The sequence below is a fragment of the Psychrobacter sp. JB193 genome, from assembly GCF_002285555.1.
In the GTDB taxonomy this organism is placed as follows: Bacteria; Pseudomonadota; Gammaproteobacteria; order Pseudomonadales; family Moraxellaceae; genus Psychrobacter; species Psychrobacter alimentarius.
The window spans coordinates 162,434-182,362 of record NZ_NRGY01000001.1; the positions used below are offsets into that span (position 1 = coordinate 162,434).

Genomic DNA, 19,929 nt, shown 5'->3' on the forward strand with positions numbered 1-19,929 from the left:
GGAGAATCACCATGACCAAACCTCATTACCAGCTCTATATCAACGGTGAGTGGTGCGAAGGCAGTAACGACCAACGCTTAGACAGCTATAATCCTGCGACTGGCGAAGCATGGGCAACGTTTGCTTGTGCCAGTCCTGAAGATGTTGAGCGCGCGGTCAGCGGCGCAAAAGCCGCCCTTAACAATCCTGAATGGGCAAAAATGACCGCCACTCAGCGTGGCAAGTTATTGTACCGCTTGGCTGAACTGATCGAAGAAAACGCTGAGAGACTTGGTGAGATTGAGACGACAGACAGTGGCAAATTGGCTCACGAAACGGTCGCTCAAACCCGCTATGTCAGTGACTATTATCGTTATTACGCTGGGCTTGCTGATAAAGTAGAAGGCGCGACGTTACCGATTGATAAGCCTGACATGCATGTCTTCACCACTCGTGAACCCATCGGTGTGGTCGCCGCTGTTGTACCGTGGAATGCCCAGATGTTCTTAACATCGACTAAGCTTGGCCCAGCACTAGCGGCGGGCTGCACCATTATTTTAAAAGCATCAGAAGTCGCGCCTTGTCCGATGTTTGCGTTTGCTGAATTGATTGAGCAAGCAGGCTTCCCAAAAGGGGTGGTCTCTGTCATCACAGGAGATGCCGAAAACTGCGCGATTCCGCTGACCAGTCATCCTGATGTCGATAAAATTGCCTTTACAGGTGGGCCTGAAGCGGCGCGTCACGTGGTCAGAAACTCTGCCAATAGTTTTGCGGTCACAAGCTTAGAGCTTGGCGGCAAGTCTCCTATCATTGTCTTCGAAGATGCGGATTTAGAGAGTGCTGCTAACGGTTTGATCGCTGGCAACTTTGGCGCTTCTGGACAGTCTTGTGTGGCAGGCTCTCGCGGCTTCGTTCATCGCTCTATCTTGCCTGAAATCATCAAACGCGTAGAAGAAAAAGCCAAGGGTATTGTTATTGGCAATCCGCTAAATCCCGAGACACACGTTGGGCCTTTATGTACCAAAGCACAGGTTGAGCGTATCAAAGATACATTAGCAAAATCAGTCGCACAAGGCGCAACCATTCGCTTTGGTGGTCAAGCTCCTGAAGATGCGGATTTGGCAAACGGCAACTATTTTTGTCCGACACTTGTAGAATGTCCGAATACGGACATCGAAACGCAAACCATTGAGATGTTCGGTCCTGTTATGTCATTGGTCGCATTTGATACCGAAGAAGAAGCCATTGCAATGGCGAATAACAGTGTTTATGGCTTGGGTTCAGGTGTGTTTACACAAAACTTGGCGCGCGCCCATCGTGTCTCTAAACAAATCCACTCTGGGGTTTGTTGGATTAATACATACCGTGCTATCTCTCCAACCGCACCGTTTGGTGGTTACAATCAATCAGGTTATGGACGAGAAGCTGGTAGCGAGTCTGTACTGCAATACACACGCACAAAAACGACATGGATTAATATCTCGGCGGAGCCGATGGCTAATCCTTTTATCATGAGATAACCAACTGGTGTAGTCAGCTACATTAAGTTTTAAGGAAAAAACTATGGCTATCCGTCCTCCTTTAGAAGAGTTAAACATAAAAACCCATGACAAAGGTTTTTATAAAGGTTTCAATCGCTTTGTCACCGTGACCTCGAAGATTTTCGTAACGCTGGTGGTGATTTGGATTCTAAGTGACATCGAGCGTTCTGGTGCTATGCTCGATGCCATGAAAAATTGGTCGTATGCCAATCTAAATGGCTACTACACCTATTCTATCGCCTTTTATATTTTAGTCTGTCTGACGGTTATTTTATGGCCGTCATTCGGCCGTATTAAGCTTGGCTCTGACCCTAATGGAAAACCAGAATTTTCAAATTTTTCTTGGTTCTCGATGATATTTGGTGCAGGTATTGGTATTGGTGTTTTGACCTATAGTGCGGCAGAACCCCTTTGGCATTTGATGAATAACCCTGACATCATTATGTCAAAAGAGATAATTTTGTCATCAATGAGTAGCAATGGTATCGCACTGCCGCAAGGCGCTGATGTCTTTGCCTTTTATCAAGATCAGGTCGCGGCTAACGCATTGGCTCCTATTGATAATCTCGTCATACCCAAAAGCGATGAAGCATTAGACACCGCCTTTCGTTATGCGTTTTTTCACTGGGGTATCGGTGCTTGGGAGACGTATTGTTTGGTTGGTATCTGTTTGGCGTTTTTTGCTTATACACGCGGTTTGCCGCTCACCATGCGTTCGGCACTTGCGCCTTTATTTGGCAAGCATTTAGAAGGACCACTTGGCAATATCATCGATGTGGCTGCCGTCATTGCGACTATCTTTGGCGTGGCGCAAACCATTGGTATTGGACTCAGCTCTTTTGCCTCAGGCTTGTATAGTATTACTGGTATCTCGTGGCTAGTCACGGATGCAGTCAATCCTGAACCAACCACAGGCGCATTATTGATGTCGTTGCTTGTGGTCATGTGTCTTTCTATGATTTCAGCCCTATCAGGTGTTGGACGCGGCGTTAAATGGCTCAGTAACATCAACATGGTACTGTCATTTTTACTCCTCGCTTTCTTCTTAATCTTTGGCGCAACGATGTTTGCGTTAGAGATGCTGGGCAAAGGTATTTTTAGCTATGTGATACATCTGCCCGCAATGGCAGTAACAGTTTGGGACCCTAGTACCGAACTGGGCGCTTGGCAAACCAGCTGGTCTATTTTTTACTGGGCATGGTGGATTGCGTTTGCCCCCTTTGTTGGTCTGTTCTTGGCACGTATTTCTAAAAACCGTACAATTCGCGAGTTTGGTTTGATTGGGATTGTTGCACCAAGTTTGACGTTGTTTGTTTGGTTCTCTTTGATTGGTGGTACTGGCATTGATTTAGAATTAAGCGGTATTGCAAATGGTAAGATTTTTGATTCAGGATTGACCGCTCAGCTGTTCGAAATTATAGGTTTCATGCTCAACCCAGCGATGGCAGGCGTCTTATCATCGATGGTTGTGGTGCTGCTATTGACGTATTTGGTCACGTCAGCCGATTCTGCATTACTGGTAATTAATACCCTCAATGCTGCGGGTGAAGTCCAAGTCGAGAATGGCTCAAAACATATCATCGTTTGGAGCATTGCGGTTACTGCTGTGGTTGGCGCGTTGATTCTGGCGGGCGGATTAGACGCTATTACCTCAGCCATGATTGTGGCAGCAATTCCCTTCTCGTTTATCATTATTTTAATGGCAATCAGTCTATTAAAAGCATTAATTTTGGACATTGCACGAGCAAGAGAGCATAAGCTTTAATGTTTTAATGGTTATAAACGGCAATGTAAAAACCCCACCATTTAGACGTTTAAATGGTGGGGTTTATTTTTATAATCTGTACTTTAGATATATTAATAATCAACCGTATAACTCAAACCATAAGTCGTGCCTGTTGCAGGCAGACGATTTAAATCACCAAATGTGGTTTGATGATAAACCGTTTGATAGTCTTTATTGAGTACGTTATAAACCCCATAACCCACTCGGCCCACTGGCATTTTTACTTGACCCAATACATCTAACGTCATGTATCCTGTGACTGGCTGCGCACTAGCATCAGGGTCGTTTTGTTGATCTTTGAACGCTCTATCATCGCCGCCAATAGCCAGTGCTTGTAGACGAATATTGCTGCCTTCATCAAAGTTGTATTGCGCAAACGCAGTACCTTTGAGCGGAGTCAAACGTACCGCGTCTAGCTCTAACCAATCGCCATCTTTCTTATACTGACCACGCGTGTAAGCCACGCTGCCACCCACTTGCCAGTTATCGCTGATATCTTGAGTGAGTGAACCCTCGACGCCATAGACGCGCTCATCGGTATCCACCACTTCTACCGTATAGTCATTGGTAAAGCGCACGGTTTTATCTGAAGTATTATAAAAACCCGTTACTCTTGCTGACGTGTCACCACGCTTGCCTTGCCACCCTAAATCGTAATTATTGATTGCGATAGGCTGCACGTTGTCTGAGTTGACCACAAAACCTGCGCGTACGTCACGTAACGCGCGCTGTATGTCAGCCGTGGTAAAACCTTGAGAGAAGTTGGCAAATATTTGATCGTTCGGTGTTAACTGATAACTACTACCAAGATTAAATAAGGTTTTGTCATGATCCGTCTTACCCTTTGCGACGTCACCTGCTTGGTAGTCAGTATTAGAGCCATCAAAGTACTCTTCTAACAGCTGCTCATAATAGGGGGTAAAGGTATCTGTCTTTGATTTGAGCTTTTGATAACGGACACCTGCACTCGCATGCCATTTGTCAGTGATGTCTATGTCAGAGTTGACAAACGCGCCAATTTTATCGATGGTCGTGTCTGGCCCACTATTATAGGTCATGCCATTTGCTTTTGAGATTAGACCATTACTGGCTATGAACTGGTTAAAGTCTTGACCATGGTAGGTTTGTTCACTGTTCTCACGCTCAAAATCCGTACCGTAGCTCAACAGCACTGGCTTGCCAGCAAGCTCCGTTTCAGTCTGCATGGCAGCGCGCAGACCCATCACTTCGATATCTGCTTCTGATTGCATAATGAATATCGCACCGCCTGCCTGCTTTTTCGCTGTGTCTTTGTCGGCACCGTTTGCCATCAGCACTTCACGAGCTTGCGCTCTGGCATCTTTGCCTGAAGGATAAAAACGCCCTTGTTCATCACGGTAGTAACCCGTAACGCTCAAATTAGAACCAAAAATATCATCATTGTTATAGTTCAGGTTCACTGATTTTTTGGTAGTAGAAGGCTGTTTTTCGATATGAGCACCATCGATCGCTTTTAAGGATGGCGGCGTACCAAGTAATAGCACTCCTAAGTTGTTACCGTAATCTGGGCCATAGTCAGTATCTTGCTCATCGTTATAATAGGTCACTGCCAGATTCACGCTTTGGCTATCATCAATGTCCATTCCTAAATTGGCATTGACACTTAATGACTCGGTATCTTGCTGGTCGGTTTGATTGACATCTGAGCTGATACGGTCACCGTGGCTATCAAATTTACCACCTTTGCTGGCGTAATCTACATCCAAACGGCCATAAACACGCTCGCCGCCATAACCCAAGCTCTGCCCCACGTGATAACCAAGGGAGTCGGATTCAAATTCACGACTACCGTCGATACCCAATCGAGTTTGACCTGTAAAACCAGCACCTGCTGCTGATTTTGTCACTAAGTTAATCAGACCACCTGCCGCGCCAGACCCATAAATACTTGTCGCACCAGACAGCACTTCTACCCGCTCAAGCTGAGCAGGATCAATACTGTTTAGCTCTCGTGATAAGCTACGTGACCCTGATAACGGTACACCATTAAGCAAATACTGTACCGGACGACCACGCATGGTCGTACCATAGTTACTGGTTGAACCACTACTAGCACCCAAGCTTGGAATCAGCTGAGCCAATATATCGCCTGTGGTACGGTTGCCTGTAGCCTGTGCTTGAATATCTTCTTCACCAATCACTTGTGTGACCGCTGGCATCTCACTAATTTTTTGTGCCAGTGCCGTGCCCGTTTTAGCGCGCGCGGTTACCGTAATGGTATCCAATGTCGTGCTTGGCATGTCACTGATAGCCGCGTTTTCAACTGAGTCTGCTGTAGAGGCATTGACATCAGTTTGTGCATATAACTGCTGACTGATACATAGCGTAAGAAGAGAGAGAGCAACTTGATGATGACTTTTCATTGTTATTTCGCTTATGATCTGAATAAGTGGAGAAGGGTTAAATTTATGTTTAGCTTACAATACAAAGTGTACTAGGTTTGTGAACACCGTATTGTAAATGATAATTATTTTCATTTCCACATTTGTTTACAAACCTACCTGTTAGTCTTTCTTTATCAAAGCCATTGTTTTGGCAGATAATTGATTGATAAATTTTTTAGATAGATACATGAGTAGTTTAACCAGTTGATTTATAGTCTATTCATTTAAAAAACAGTACGGCTATTGTCTGAACAATGAATCCAGCTGATCGTTTTGATAGGCTTCAAAAAATAGCTGGAACTTAGTCTCATCTTGCTGATGCTTATCTTGGCAGTTAGGTAATAACTGCTGCGCAACCTCCAACGGCAATACAAACACCCCGTCATTATCCATAATAGCGATATCACCTGAGTGAATAAGCGTACTTTGCTTGCCAAAACGATAGCGGATATCAGCTCCCAGCACGCCTTTTGTATCATTACTCTTAAACGTAGTGACCGCACTCACGCCCTGAGCAAAGACAGGGAAACCCAGTTGCTGAATTTGTAACGAATCGGTTGCCTGTCCAATAACAATAACGCCTGCAAGCTTTTCATAAATAGCAGCGCAAGTACGCAGCGCACCCCAACAGGCTTTGTTGCCTAATACTTGGGCATCAATACATAAGACGTCGTTAGGCTGCGCTTGAATCAAGGCTTGATTGATGACCTCTGTGTTATCAGAGTTCAAAACCACTGTCACTATTTTGCCAGCGATCGTGTGCGTACAAGGATATAGCGCTTTGATATCTGGTAAGTATCCTCTCTCATTTAGATGTCCAATCGTCGAGGTGGGGATGTCTTTGTAGCTCTCTACTAGCGTCTCAATATCGATGTTATCCATTAATTTTTGCCCCATTATGCTTTTGTATTGAATCCACCATAAGGTTTGCTTCAATATTTTTTGCCCTAAAAAAAGGATTGATGGTTCTGCTCTCCCCTGCAGGCATACTGCCATGGGGATCGTCACCACGCTCAATGACTGGTAACAGCAAGGTTTTATGCGGATAGTATGGATTGGTCAGTAGCTGCTCACGGACAAACTGCGCTTGATCGGTATCAAAATCGATACTTGCCAGCGCATTGTCGAGACTGCTCGTTGCCTCAAGCCACAGCCCCTTTTCACTAAGCTCATAATGTTCAGACAGGGCTTCAATAATGGCGCGGATATTGACCAATATACCCAATGACTGTAAATAAAATATCAGTGCTTGCGGGCTGTCTCGGTACAATCGGTTTTTAACATTGGGCAGGCTTAAATACTCAGGGTCTGCGATCTGATGACGCGCAAGCCACGGCAGGTAAATGCGTAACGAATCATGGTCGCGCAGTAACACACTGGTAAAAAGATGGCGTTTGCTGACCATCACAACGTTCTGCCCATGCATCTCGGGTGCAAGCCCCAAACGTAAGCAGCGCAGCATCGTACCCAAAAACACATCACACAAGTTTTTGAAGCACTTGATAGCCGCAGATTTTATGTATCCTGCGTTTATGGAGGCTGATTGATTAGACACTGACGGATGACCTGAATACTTCGCTTGAATCATCTCATCAAAAGGATGGTGACTGACGCCATCTTTGTAGACCAACATACCTAAGCTTGCCATAGGCATCAGGCGGATTTGATCCTCGCACAGATCGGCAGGCAAACTTCTGAGCATTGCACCCAGATGCGTGGGTTTTTCTTGATAGAAATACGGGTTGGTCGAGCGTTTATCTTGTAGATGCAGCGGCGACATATAATCCCACCAAATACGCTCATCCCAAAGCCTAAGCGTCGCCGCTAATGCTTTGTCTATCTGTCTTGCCTGCATCAAAATGGCTTGGTTTTTTTCACCATTAATCAGTTTTAGAGCTGGCAAATACCGTTTGGAGTTTAAGGCATACACACCGATCGGTAGCTTGATACTGTGAGGTGTATCCGCACTCAATAACATACTGCGCATTGAAGCACTGGCATAAGTCACTGCGGCATCAAACGTGAGTTTGACAATCGTGCCATCTACCAGATCGTTGGCATAGCTATCCGTATTGTTATTCATGGCATCATTGCCAACAGAATCGGTAGCGAAAGCACCTTCACTTAATTGAGTCAGTTGCCAAGGATGGACAGGTAGTGCCACATGCGTATCGCTCAAATGACGCTCTACCATCTCCTCTGCCAATTTTTTCTGCTGCGCTGTATCTAATAAATAAGCTGCTGGATTTTGTTGGTCAATGTTCTCTACCTGATCCGCCACCATAAGATGGGTTTTGGCAACCGCTACCCATGCCAACGCAATGGGCTGATTAAACTCTGCCATGTAATGCTCATACTCTGTGATCGTAAAACCCAGCTTACCCTTTGCCAATGGATGAAAAGGTCGATCCATCAATGAACCCCATTGCTCAGCGGCAATTAAGGTTTGGTACCAACGTGGTTGACCATAAACTGTCGTGGTAATGTTGGCACGAGCAGACTGGGTCTTGGCAATGATCGCTGCCTGTAAGCTCTCTTTTAGCTTTAGTATTCCGCTCTCACTTAAGGAGGAGCGATCCATCGCAAACAGTAAAATATCCAGCAGCGTCTCTACGGTTTCTACTGGCTTTAGTGGTTGAAACGAATAATCGCGAGAGCTATCGCCATCGTGGTCAGAGCTGTTGGGATAAGACGTATTTTTTTGGCGGTATAAAACGGGCAAGCGCGATTTATGCAATCGCCACGGCGCCGTATATCCCGGCTCTACTGGTAATAGTAAGCGGTCATCTTTGCTTGTCTGAATCACCAAAAGTGGATTATCCTCAGCAAAAAACGTTTGATAAGCACTTGGTAATGACGTCAAATGCGGTTGCAACTTTTGACTTACAAGATAATCTGTTGTCGTTGTTACCTCAATCAAAGGTGCTTTTATCCACTCCTCAAGCAAGACACACTCGATCAGATATGTGATTAATGCACTTTGTATTCTTGCCGCATCTGGTTTTATAGCTGGATGATCAGTCTGAACCGGAAATAAAGTTGGCAAGATTGGCATTGTCTTTATACTGGCTGTTTTCTCAGTAATTAAACCGCTACTTAAATGAGTACTTAACATGATGCGTGTGCTCGGCTTTTGGCTAATGGGTTATTGATGTATTTGATTGGAAATACCTGATCACCGAACAAGCGACGCTTCGCCAAAGATTCAATACGCGTTTGCGGAGCGAAGACATCAAACAACTCAAACCTTGCCTCATGCTCTGGGTGACAAGATTGGTACTCTGTGACGCAGTCAGACACCTGTTGCCAAAATTCGGTCTCAGGATAGTGATAATGGGTTTGCATAAAAATAGCAATGTCCGCAAATGCCACAAAAAACAAGCAAGCAACCGTCATGTCTCGAATGCCATCAGTATCATCTGTTTCAATAAATGAGCCGCGATTCAATGCCGCGTGGACAGCTGGCAGGCTATGAAAATTGGGAATTAAGTCTTGTCGAGCCAGATGTTTTGGGGAATAGCGCACCCCATCATGCAAGTCTTTTAGTAGGACTTTTATAGGAAAGCCTGCTTCGTGTACCAGCACGATGTTTTGCGCATGACACTCGAGGGCAACGCCATGACCAAACAAGATATGCAGTATCGGAGCCACCGTCACCTTGATAAGCTGGGCCGTCCAAGCCTCAATGCCGTACTTGTTAATCCAAGGATCAATAAGTATAGAGCCGTCCATGTTGACATAGCTGACCCCATTTAAAGGAAAGGCCGTTTGATTGCTCGATAAATACTGGCTCACGTTTTCACGCCAAATTGCGCCCAGTCCACCATAGATATGAGGGTTCTGATAGCCACGCTCTTGTAGCACCTCATGATCTAGACTGATACCCACCGTTTCACCCAAAAAGGCAATAGATAGCGCATGCGCTGTCGCATCCTCTGCCACCAATTGATTCAACCATTTGGTCACGATCGCCGCGTTCATCACCGTGTGCTTGGCTAAAATACGGGTACTTGAGGTATTCATCAAATGCATACTGAGCTTGAGGTAAGCCTTGTCTTCTTGCAACATAGACAAGGAGCGGATCGACTGCTGGGCGCGATATTGGTTACCCGTACTACCCAAATAGATGACGTCTTGTGTCTTAATGAGGGGTTGTAGCGCTAAAATTAAGGTTTTTTGCCATTGCCAAGGATGCGCTGGTATCAAACCATAAGCATTGGCTTTAACATCAGTATTGGCATTGGCGACAATGGCTTCATTTTCACTTTGCTCACTCGTGGTCGTAAGGATATGATTTAGCTTGTCATGCAATGCAGCAAACTTATCCATATCCACATAGTCTTTAATCCACTCATCGACATCTATATTGGCAGCGGTATTACTGACCAACAAATCCTTTTTGACCGCCAACCACACCACCTCGATATTTTGAGCAAATTCTGGCCCATAGTCATGATTGTCTTGTAAATCAAAACCGATACGCGACTTAAAACAAGGATGATAGGGATGCCCGGCCATCAAATAGCCTTCGAGTTGCTCGTAAGTTAGCCTATCAATAGCCGCTGGCATGTTTGGTACTGATAAATGAGGTGACAGTCGCTGTGCTTGGGTTTCATTAATTAAAGTGTGACGCAGCTCTTTGATAAAACTGTCTTTTAACGTCGCCGCTTCTATCTTTAATAAGATATCGCTAATGACATTCTCAAGCGTGGCATCTTGAGTCTTGCTATCAGTGATGCGCTGTACGTTGCAACCGTTAAAACGAATGATGTCAAAACTATAATGAATATAACCTTGAGCCTGATAACGGATATGATTAGCGGTCTTGATGGTAAAGTCTAAAAGCGCAGCGGCATCGCTCGATGCTGCATTCTCATAATCAAACTCAATAATATTTTCATACAGCAGAGCTTGTAGTAGTTGCTTAATAACCCGCTGCTCTACGCACTGCATGGCTTTGTGATCGATTGGCGCTTGCCACGGCGCAGTCACGTCAGTTTTTTGGTTATGGTTTTTTTGGTCTATTTGATGATTTTTCATAATTAAATATCCTCTCTCAAAACTAAAAAATAAGCGGTTGAATAAAGTCGATATAATCAATAAATATTAAAGCGAATGAGAATTATTTACGTTTTTTATTTAAAAAAATGCCTCAATTCGGTTGGTTTGACACATTCACCACATAGGTTCTATAAAGCGTTTGATCACTTACTAATTCAGACCGCTTTTGGTAATCGCCGCGCCGAAAAAATGGTCAAAAATAGAATTACAGCCAAAACAACAAAAATCTCTTGAATAGCCGTACCAACACTTTGCCTATTACCCGCCGCTAACAACTGTGCCCCGCGTCCTGCGACGTAAACCGTCACCAACGTTATAAATATAGTAGAGACAATTCGGCGACTGATGTTATTGAGCGCGGCACCTTCTGTCACCATCTCTTTGGCTAAGCTACTAAAACCGACCGTGGTGGTGGGCAGATAGGCCATTCCCACACCCACACCTTGTAAACTCATAATCACTATCAATAACCAAAGCGTTGGCTGATACAAGCACCATGCCAGCAGTAGCATGGACGACGCACTCAGAATAATACCCAAAATTCCTATATCTCTAGCGCCATACTTATCCACGCGCTTGCCAGCAAAATGCGTGGTGATACTAGACATCAGCGTCGCGGTCATCAAAATAACGCCAGTCCACAATGCACTCTTACCCATAACCTCCTGAACTAAAATAGGCAATAACAACAAACCCACCATCAGGCCCAAGGTTTGCGTCACGCTGATAATCGTACTGTGCAAATACACGGTATTACTAAACAGGCGTACGTTTAATAACGGCTGACTCTGACGGCGCTCATACACCCACCAAACCATAAAAGATAGCAAGAATATGGCAGCAATCAGACTGGTCTCAATCACACTCGCAAGACTGCTATAAAAACCTGTTTTGAGCGTGCTCAGCCATGTCATCAAAGCCAGCAGCCAAACCAACAAGCTGACAAACCCTTTCACATCAAAAGTCTTATCAACCTTGGGCGAGCCGATATTTGGTAAAAATCGCCACACCATCAGAGTGACCGCTGCACTTAGCGGCAGCGTCACGGCAAACAATGTCCACCATGTAAATTGCTCAACCAAGTAAGCGCCAACTAACGGACCAAATGCCAGTGACATCATAATAACAATGCCCCACAGCGCCATCACTCTACCGTGTCTATGCTGCGGATATATCTGGTAGAGCATACCGATAGATAGCGGAATCGTCAGACCACCACTCAGTCCTTGTATAGCACGCGCTACGATGACCATCGTCATGGAGGGCGCGCACATCCCAATCACTGAACCCAGCATAAACCCGATAATTGCGGTCAAATAAACCGGTCTAAACGCAAACTTTTTATGCAAATACCCACTGAGCATGAGCCCCACGCTCATAGACAGTACGTAAGCATTTAGCACCCAGCCGCCCATCACAATATCGACGTCGAACACCGACATAAAGATGGGAATAGCAGGATTGAGGGCGCTATTGCTAAAGCTGATGACCGTGCCGCCAAGCAACAAGGTCAAAAGCACCTGTCGACGCGGCTTGCCTGTCAACTTCTCACTGCTTAATTTTTCACTGCTATCAAGAGATGCCACCATTTATATCATTGACCTGTGATGACATGACGAGTACAACGCGTTTACTCCAGCAACCACAAAAAATCGAATCATAAAGCCGCCGCACCATAAAACTTAAGATAGCCACTCGATTCAAAAAATTCCTCACGATTACAAAAGTAAAGCGCTGCCTTTTTTTCAGGCATATCGATCAATCGTTGTAACTGATAGGCAAAACCATCAGCAACCCATTTATAGGCCTCCACCTTACTATCAGGTTCGCCCACTATTTTTTTGGCGTCGGTATGCTCGAAAATAAACTTACTGAGCATCATCACTATTGGTTTGAGATACCCTTTACCAACGACGGCAGTATCACCCAATAACAGATGCCAGCCCATGTCATTTTCTTCGGCTTTATAATAGTGAGACAAGCGATCGCGAGCCGCTTCATAGATCTCTACATAGCCGATCGGCATACCCTCACAAAGTACGATGTAGAGACGCTGATGGTCATCGGCTAGCATTTTTTCAAAATGTACTTGCAGCTGCGGCATAGGCAGATGTAGCTGCCACTGCTCGACCACATGCTCAGCGTGCATCCACTGATAGAGCATTGGCATGTCTTCAGGATATTTGACTGCTCGCAATCCAAACGTTTTCTCATAAGCCTCTGCGGCATAGGTATCGGGCAGATTCTGTGTGATGGTCGGCATAAATAGCTCCTTGTTTTGTGTGATTTAGAATTAAAATTTCTCTCAGTAGAGACGTACGCTTTTTTAAAAATCGACGATACTGCTTATTGATATAGTCGATTCTAAATAAAACAGATACGTTATATACCAACGCTGAGCTGGAATGAATTTTTCTTGCTTGCTGTGCCTTCGCAGACAGAGGCTGCAAAAAAATCATTCCAGTCACGCTGATTCGTTTTTATATTGAACTAACTATATAATGACACTGACATTAGACCGACGCGCCAAATTGTTGGAATACTTCTAACGCATCAGTGTCATATACGGTCTTACCTATCAATTGATTGATGATTTGCCCAGCTCTATAGGCGCCCAATCCCAAGTCAGGTGTGCCCACGCCATGAGTATGAATTTCTTGATTTTGTACGAATATTTTACCGCTATTATCATCATGATTTTGATACACCAATGCGTAATGCCGATCAATCTTTGGTTGTCCAAACTCATCATACTCAATGGCATACAGCAATGAATTTAGGCAAGCAGGCAGCGCATGACGATAACCCGTGCCAGCGATGAGACAGTCGTAATCCGCCGTAAATGTCTGCTTCTGCTCACACTGTTCAAATGTTATCTTTAAGGTGTCATCCGATAAAGTATCATCAAGGGTTGCCTCAACCACTGCACAATTGGACAACAGTGTCGTGTGTGGTGATTGATTGCCAATGCTGCGCTCATAAAGCTTATGATAAATATCGCGTATGGTGTCAAACCCCATGCCTTTGTAGAGCAAGTCCTGCTTGGGCGCGACTTCTGCTTTGGTCGCGTCATCCAACTGATAAAAATAATCGGTATAAGCGGGACTAAAATGCTCTAACCCCAATGGCGAGTATTCCATCGGAAAAAAGCCAGATGAGCGGGTTACCCAGTCCAATTGGAACTTTGGTTCATCGTTGCTATCAAGTTGTTGATCAAACAATTCACGATATACCTCAGCCGATGACTGACCGGATCCTAAGATCACGATTTTGGTTAATCTATCGTCTGTCTTATGACTATTGCTTTGGCTATTGTCCTGACCACCTTGTACTTTAATCGCTTCAAAATCGAAATTATTGGCAAAGTGCGCAGTGTGCATACAGCGCTCAGGGACTTGCTGAGCAAGCTTTTGCAACGCAGATGGTAGGGTCGGCTGCGTACCCGTTCCTATGACTAGGTTTTTGGCATAATACGTTTTTTGCTTGCCTCGCTCTTGAACTGTCACGACAAATCCATTGTGCGTGTCAGTATTAGCATTGGTGGCGCTATCGTCATCGTTGAAGCAAGCACTGTTGTCATTGAACGCCACGTCTATCACTTGCGCATCAAACACCAAACTATCTAACTGTCCGGCCACCCATTGGCAGTAGTGATTGTATTCTTTGCGATAAATCTTAAAGTCCTCTAAAAAATAAAACTTGAGCAATCGATGCTGCGTATGTAAGTAGTTCAAAAATGAATGGGGACTGGTCGGGTCTATCAATGTCACCAAATCCGCCATAAATGGGACTTGTAGCGTGGTGTGCGGTAAAATCATACCTTTATGCCAATTAAATCCGGCCTTTTGCTCAAAGAATTTGGCATTGACGTCTGTTTTGTCGAGCAATGCCGCTAGACTAAGATTAAATGGCCCCAAACCGATACCAAGAATATCTAACACGTTGATTCCTTATTGCTTTATAGCACTTATTCACATATTGATTTGTATCGAGCTATCGTCAGGTCACTATAAAAGCCTGTCAGCAGAACTGGCATAAAGGCTCCAAAACCTTTGTCATCGTCGATGCAGCAAGTAAGGAAATGGTTATCAGTTCTGCAGGATAATGACTTGTGCCTGTTTCATTGAATATTGACCATACTTACCCTAAGCGCTCATAGGATTGGGAATATCAACATAGATAGACTGAGTTTCAACAGGCGCCGTCAGCTCATCCAACGCATAAAGTCTAGTCAGCAAATTGCCTTTGAATGGCAATGTCGGACTACGCAGCAATAAATCGATTAAAGAGCAGTGCGGATACTGGCTTTCTAAAGTTACCAGACAGTCTCGAAACGTCGCTAGTAACGCAGTTTCACTGACAAGCTGGGTGCGAGCTATCGCGGTGATGATACCAAATATCGTATTACCCACTAAATAATAAGCAATACGCGAGTCAGCAAAATCTTCTGGAATAACACACTCTGCTTCACTGATGAGCTCAGGATACGCATCGATAAGCGGCTTGGCATATTCAGCAATATAGCCAAAGCTTTGATTGTCTCTTGCCCAAAACTTTGCAGGATAGTCATCTTTTAGCTCTATCAGACTGTTTTGTTGATGCACCTCAAACGCAAGCCCATGCTTGTAGTACATATGGATGAGCGGTATAAAACCAACTTTTAGATAAGTATCAAACCATTCGGTCGCAATCTCGTCCAACTGCTTACCGGTACGCTCATGAATAGACTGAAATAAAGTGGCAAAGCGATTGGTGAGACGAGTGGGATGGTCTTGACTCAAGCTTGCAAGATTGGTGACTTGCATGGACTGGGTAAAAGGATTATCACGCAAGATACAAATGGTCTCATCGATAATTTTGCCGTCTATAGACAACGCAATCCAAGCAGGATCATTTAATACCGCAATCGTGGGATATTCAGCGCCCAACTGCTCACCGTAGTCGCTACGCCATATTCGACAGGCATGCATACCGCGCTTACACTCTTTTGGCAAATTGATACGCACCGAATTGGTAATCGCTACCGATAGCGACAATTTAAACATCCAAGGTGCCTCAAATGCCGCAAGTGTACGCACCGAGGTCGTTGGATACAAATGCCACCCAAGCACGCCCAAATCAAAGAGCTGACCTTTTTCTATTAACGCCTGATACCATGCTTGTTGTTGCAAAAACGTCGCTTGCCAAGGATGCAACGGCAATAGCTTGTGGGTGGGATGCTTGGCAATAAGCTGTCGTTGATAATCGCTCATATCCGCGAGTAGCTTGGTCTTTAGCTCAGCGGTAATACTATCGCCATCGACGAACTCTTCGACAATAAAATTAGGATGCACCAGCCAATAGTTCAGCTGCGTTTTACTATTGGTTTCGGGGGCATACTTTGCCCATTCAGCACCATAAAAACCTGCGCGTCCTTTTGGCGTTGGATGCATGGCATGTCCATAAATCAGACTTTGCTCAGTTTGAATAAAGTTCTGTCTATCATCGACAATGTCATCCATCTCATCACTGCGATGCTCTAAAATAATTTGCAATCCTTCGTAACTCTCAAGCCAGCGTTTGAGCACGCCATTACCGTCCAGTTTTACGTCATCTTTGTGCTGATGCACGATGTCTTCGATAATAAAAGACGCAAGGCTCATAGCAGAAGGCTTTAACCATTGTGGTTCTGATTGCGTATCATTTGTCGAAGGTGTTTTTAATGAAGCTGCATTTAATATAGAAGGTGTATCCGCAAAACGGTGTTGACCCAGTTGGCTGACTCTATCCATGGGCACCGCCATGATGGTGTTATGCGGGGCAAGAGTAAATACCAAAACAGGCTTGTCTTGCGAGATTTGCTTATATCTTACATCCTGCTGCTCTACGGGTACGATCTTGCCGCGCCCTGTCTCATAACTGTAGGCGTTCACTAAGTTTTGTATTGTCAAACGATCAAGTGTTTTATGGTGCATCATAGCGTTGTCCTTCATAATTTTGGAGTCGATCAAAACCAGCGATAGTCATCTGTTCTATAATATTGTCGATGTCACAGGCTTGCGTATTAGGATTTAAAATAGTGAATTTTAGGCAAAGATACTGCTCAAACTGCGTGGTGGCCACGTTGGCAATATTATTGATTAACAAGTCCTGCGCAATTTGGCGATTTAATTGCGACAGCTGCTTGTCTGACAATGCGGTATTTTTTGGCTTAAAATAAAATAAGACACTGCTAATAATCGGCTGATGCACCAACACAAAATCTGCATGGTTTTCAATCCGCTTTGCCGCTTGTCTCGCTGTCCTAAGACAGTTGTCAATCAAAACGCCATAATCCTTTGTCCCCAAAAAATCAAGCGCCATCCAAAGCTTTAAAGCGTCAAATCGACGCGTGGTTTGGAGAGAATAAGTAACCAGATTTGGGATATTGTCTTTTTCATCATCGGGAGAATTGAGATACTCGCTATGATGACGGATGCTCTCAAAGTCTTGTTGATTTTTTAATAAAAAGGCACCGCAGCTGATCGGTAAAAAGAAATGCTTGTGAAAATCCAATGTAATGGAATCCGCTGCTTGGATACCCTCAATAAGGTGTCGATAACGCTGAGATAGAAGTAACGCCCCGCCCCATGCTGCATCTATATGTAGCCATATTTTGTGCTCACGACATATATTAGCAATGTCTATTAAAGGATCAATGGCGCCCAAATCTGTGGTGCCAGCCGTAGCGACCACTGCCATCACATTATCCGCGCCTGTCTCCTCTATTTTTTGCTGTAGATGAGACATAAGCATCGCGCCACTCGCATCACTCTTTACCTTTTCAACGCATCGAACGCCAAGCCCCAACAAGGCTGCATTTTTTTCGATAGAAAAGTGCGCTTGATCTGAGCAAAGAATGATGCCGCGCGGCTGACCCAGCATGCCGTCTTGATGTACATCAATACCTTTAGCGGTATAGAATTTATTGCGTGCCAACAGCAGTCCCATTAGATTGCTTTGGGTACCACCACTGGTAAACACGCCACCTGCCTTGTGTCTCGCTTGGTTATCAACCGGAGCGTCTGTTTGGGTGTGTATTTGAACATCATCATTGGTTTCAAACTGGCACAGCTGACACAACCACTCAACCAAATCTTTTTCGATATAAGTGGCGGCAGGGCTTTGATTCCAAGAATCCATGCTTTGATTGGTTGCGGCAATAATCATCTCAGCAATTTGGCCAACCACCAAGGTCGGCGGGTGCAAATGCGCTAGGCAATGACGGTGTGCTGTAGACACACAGTTGGGCAAAAATTTGTCTTGTATGTCCGCCAGTATGGCCTCGATATCTCGTCCTTGTGACTGGATATCGATTGAGGTCGCCGCTTGTACTTGCTGCGGTGTGCCGCCTGAATACACATTATTGTCATTGAGCCATTCTTTAATAATGGCGCCCGTTTTGTGCATCTGCGTGAGGTATTGCTCACTGGTTTGCTCGTTTAATAAATGCAAAGTATCCTCACCAGTTTATCTTGCGTCTCTATTAAAATGAGAGAGGCGATGGTTGTTATACGTTTTTCTCGAAACAGTCATACAGGTATGACGATGTGCCACTGAGCGCTATTGGTTTTCTTGTAGCGCCCGCTCAAGCTTATCTAATACTTGGTGTAGCTCGTCTTTGGTCACGTTAAGCGGTGGTAAGAGACGCAGCACAGTACCGCCGCGTCCTCCTTTTTCGATGACCAAACCGTGTCTAAAACATGCCTGTTGAATGCTCGCCGCCGCTGCACTATCGGCAGGATAACTACCATCGCTTTGTCTGGGAAGATCTGGATCTATAATCTCAATGCCGATCATCAGACCTCGACCTCTGACATGACCAATTCTAGGATAGCGTTTTTGTAAGCCGTTTAGCTCTGCCATAAACCAAGCGCCCATCTCAGCCGCATAAGACGCCATATCATGGTCTTTTAGATACTCAAGGGTCGCAAGTCCTGTTGCCATCGCTAGCTGGTTGCCACGGAAAGTGCCAGAATGGTTGCCCGCTTGCCAAGCATCGTATTGTTTTTTGATACCAAGTACTGCCAGTGGTAAACCACCGCCAATGGCTTTTGACATGACAATCATATCGGGATCAATGCCTGCATATTGATACGCAAACCAGCGCCCTGTACGGCAAAACCCTGTTTGCACTTCATCAATAATCAATAAGATATCCAGTTCTTTGGTCACCCGTCGCACCTGCTTGAGCCACTCAATCGGTGCTGGATTGACCCCGCCTTCACCCTGAATCACTTCTAAAATAACGGCCGCGGGTTTGACAACGCCGCTCTCTACATCTTTTAAAAAGTTTTCAAAATAAGATATATGAGCGCTAACGCTTTGCTCAGAAGACAAACCAAAAGCGCAGCGATACGCGTTGGGGTATGGTAAAAATTGTACCGGGCTCATCAGGCCTTCGATGCCTTGCTTGGGTGCCAAATTACCAGTGACAGCGAGCGCGCCATGCGTCATACCATGATAGCCACCGCTAAAGCTGACAATGCCTGAGCGACCAGTGACTTGTTTTGCCAATTTAAGCGCTGCTTCTACAGCATCAGCGCCCGTTGGTCCACAAAACTGTAAGCAATACTCGTCTTTCTCGGTCGCTAAGAGCGTGTACATGAATTCACTAAATTTGTCTTTTAATGGCGTGGTAATGTCTAAGGTGTGCATTGGTAGATTGCTGTCCAAAAGCTGTTTGATACTCTCAGTGACCACAGGATGATTGTGTCCAAGTGCCAGCGTCCCTGCTCCTGATAGACAATCTATGTATTTATTGCCTTCCACATCAGTAATCCAAGCGCCTGTGGCTGATTGGATCGCAAAAGGCAATTTGCGAGGATAACTGCGCACCTTAGATTCAAACTGAGCTTGGCGATGTAAATAGCGTTTGTTATTATTTTTTTCTTTTAGAAAAGACGTAGACATAGCATCGAACCTTATTCGTTTTATGCACTAAAACTCGACTACAAGTTTTACTGTTTGCAGACTGCTTATGGACATCATTGAACACACAGTTATTGGTGTGGTCGTTGCAAAGACAGTCGGCATCATTTAAAAAACGTAGTGTAAATCCACTACAAACTCAATAAAAATAGTAAATGATAATAAAAGTGATAATCATTATCATTTGTGA

General features: G+C 44.8%; 12 protein-coding genes. 2 read left to right on the forward strand and 10 right to left on the reverse strand.

From position 1 onward, the window contains the following. The first annotated feature begins 11 nt into the window (after window positions 1-11). Together CIK80_RS00715 and CIK80_RS00720 are read left to right on the forward strand one after the other, a co-directional pair. Complete coding sequence (locus CIK80_RS00715; RefSeq protein ID WP_095568472.1) at window positions 12-1,499, forward strand: aldehyde dehydrogenase; 1,488 nt, start codon at window positions 12-14, stop codon at window positions 1,497-1,499. A 43-nt stretch (window positions 1,500-1,542) separates the two neighbouring features. Beyond that, window positions 1,543-3,285 (forward strand): BCCT family transporter, encoded by a 1,743-nt coding sequence (locus tag CIK80_RS00720; protein WP_095568473.1) that lies wholly within the window; start codon window positions 1,543-1,545, stop codon window positions 3,283-3,285. A 92-nt stretch (window positions 3,286-3,377) separates the two neighbouring features. On the opposite strand, the gene CIK80_RS00725 is transcribed toward CIK80_RS00720, so the two are convergent. From CIK80_RS00725 to CIK80_RS00770, 10 genes are all read right to left on the reverse strand, one after another. Then, the gene (locus tag CIK80_RS00725) at window positions 3,378-5,708 is read right to left on the reverse strand and encodes a TonB-dependent receptor (RefSeq protein ID WP_095568474.1); all 2,331 of its coding nucleotides are present in this window, start codon (window positions 5,706-5,708) and stop codon (window positions 3,378-3,380) included. Between the two features lie 261 nt (window positions 5,709-5,969). Further along, window positions 5,970-6,611 carry an RraA family protein gene (locus tag CIK80_RS00730; RefSeq protein ID WP_179288299.1) on the reverse strand — a complete coding sequence of 214 codons (642 nt, stop codon included), beginning with the start codon at window positions 6,609-6,611 and terminating at the stop codon, window positions 5,970-5,972. Further along, on the reverse strand, window positions 6,604-8,844 hold the full coding sequence (locus CIK80_RS00735) for an IucA/IucC family protein (protein ID WP_095568476.1): 2,241 nt from the start codon (window positions 8,842-8,844) through the stop codon (window positions 6,604-6,606). Before CIK80_RS00735 ends, CIK80_RS00730 begins: the two co-directional genes overlap by 8 nt. Further along, the gene (locus CIK80_RS00740; RefSeq protein WP_095568477.1) at window positions 8,838-10,769 is read right to left on the reverse strand and encodes an IucA/IucC family protein; all 1,932 of its coding nucleotides are present in this window, start codon (window positions 10,767-10,769) and stop codon (window positions 8,838-8,840) included. Before CIK80_RS00740 ends, CIK80_RS00735 begins: the two co-directional genes overlap by 7 nt. 176 nt (window positions 10,770-10,945) lie before the next feature. Further along, complete coding sequence (locus CIK80_RS00745; RefSeq protein ID WP_095568478.1) at window positions 10,946-12,379, reverse strand: MFS transporter; 1,434 nt, start codon at window positions 12,377-12,379, stop codon at window positions 10,946-10,948. Between the two features lie 68 nt (window positions 12,380-12,447). Next, the gene (locus CIK80_RS00750; RefSeq protein WP_095568479.1) at window positions 12,448-13,053 is read right to left on the reverse strand and encodes a GNAT family N-acetyltransferase; all 606 of its coding nucleotides are present in this window, start codon (window positions 13,051-13,053) and stop codon (window positions 12,448-12,450) included. A gap of 250 nt (window positions 13,054-13,303) precedes the next feature. After that, on the reverse strand, window positions 13,304-14,731 hold the full coding sequence (locus CIK80_RS00755) for a SidA/IucD/PvdA family monooxygenase (protein ID WP_095568480.1): 1,428 nt from the start codon (window positions 14,729-14,731) through the stop codon (window positions 13,304-13,306). Between the two features lie 204 nt (window positions 14,732-14,935). Beyond that, a complete protein-coding gene (locus tag CIK80_RS00760) occupies window positions 14,936-16,747 on the reverse strand; it encodes an IucA/IucC family protein (protein WP_095568481.1) in 1,812 nt (603 codons plus the stop codon). After that, on the reverse strand, window positions 16,734-18,263 hold the full coding sequence (locus CIK80_RS00765) for an aspartate aminotransferase family protein (protein WP_095568482.1): 1,530 nt from the start codon (window positions 18,261-18,263) through the stop codon (window positions 16,734-16,736). Before CIK80_RS00765 ends, CIK80_RS00760 begins: the two co-directional genes overlap by 14 nt. A 108-nt stretch (window positions 18,264-18,371) precedes the next feature. After that, entirely contained in the window at window positions 18,372-19,721 is a 1,350-nt protein-coding gene (locus tag CIK80_RS00770; protein ID WP_095568483.1) for a diaminobutyrate--2-oxoglutarate transaminase family protein, read from the reverse strand. Window positions 19,722-19,929 lie beyond the last annotated feature (208 nt).

Coding starts and splice junctions, on each gene's coding strand:
- CIK80_RS00715 (WP_095568472.1), top strand. CDS start 12: ATGACCAAACCTCATTACCAGCTCTATATCAACGGTGAGTGGTGCGAA.
- CIK80_RS00720 (WP_095568473.1), top strand. CDS start 1,543: ATGGCTATCCGTCCTCCTTTAGAAGAGTTAAACATAAAAACCCATGAC.
- CIK80_RS00725 (WP_095568474.1), bottom strand. CDS start 5,708: ATGAAAAGTCATCATCAAGTTGCTCTCTCTCTTCTTACGCTATGTATC.
- CIK80_RS00730 (WP_179288299.1), bottom strand. CDS start 6,611: ATGGATAACATCGATATTGAGACGCTAGTAGAGAGCTACAAAGACATC.
- CIK80_RS00735 (WP_095568476.1), bottom strand. CDS start 8,844: ATGTTAAGTACTCATTTAAGTAGCGGTTTAATTACTGAGAAAACAGCC.
- CIK80_RS00740 (WP_095568477.1), bottom strand. CDS start 10,769: ATGAAAAATCATCAAATAGACCAAAAAAACCATAACCAAAAAACTGAC.
- CIK80_RS00745 (WP_095568478.1), bottom strand. CDS start 12,379: ATGGTGGCATCTCTTGATAGCAGTGAAAAATTAAGCAGTGAGAAGTTG.
- CIK80_RS00750 (WP_095568479.1), bottom strand. CDS start 13,053: ATGCCGACCATCACACAGAATCTGCCCGATACCTATGCCGCAGAGGCT.
- CIK80_RS00760 (WP_095568481.1), bottom strand. CDS start 16,747: ATGATGCACCATAAAACACTTGATCGTTTGACAATACAAAACTTAGTG.
- CIK80_RS00770 (WP_095568483.1), bottom strand. CDS start 19,721: ATGTCTACGTCTTTTCTAAAAGAAAAAAATAATAACAAACGCTATTTA.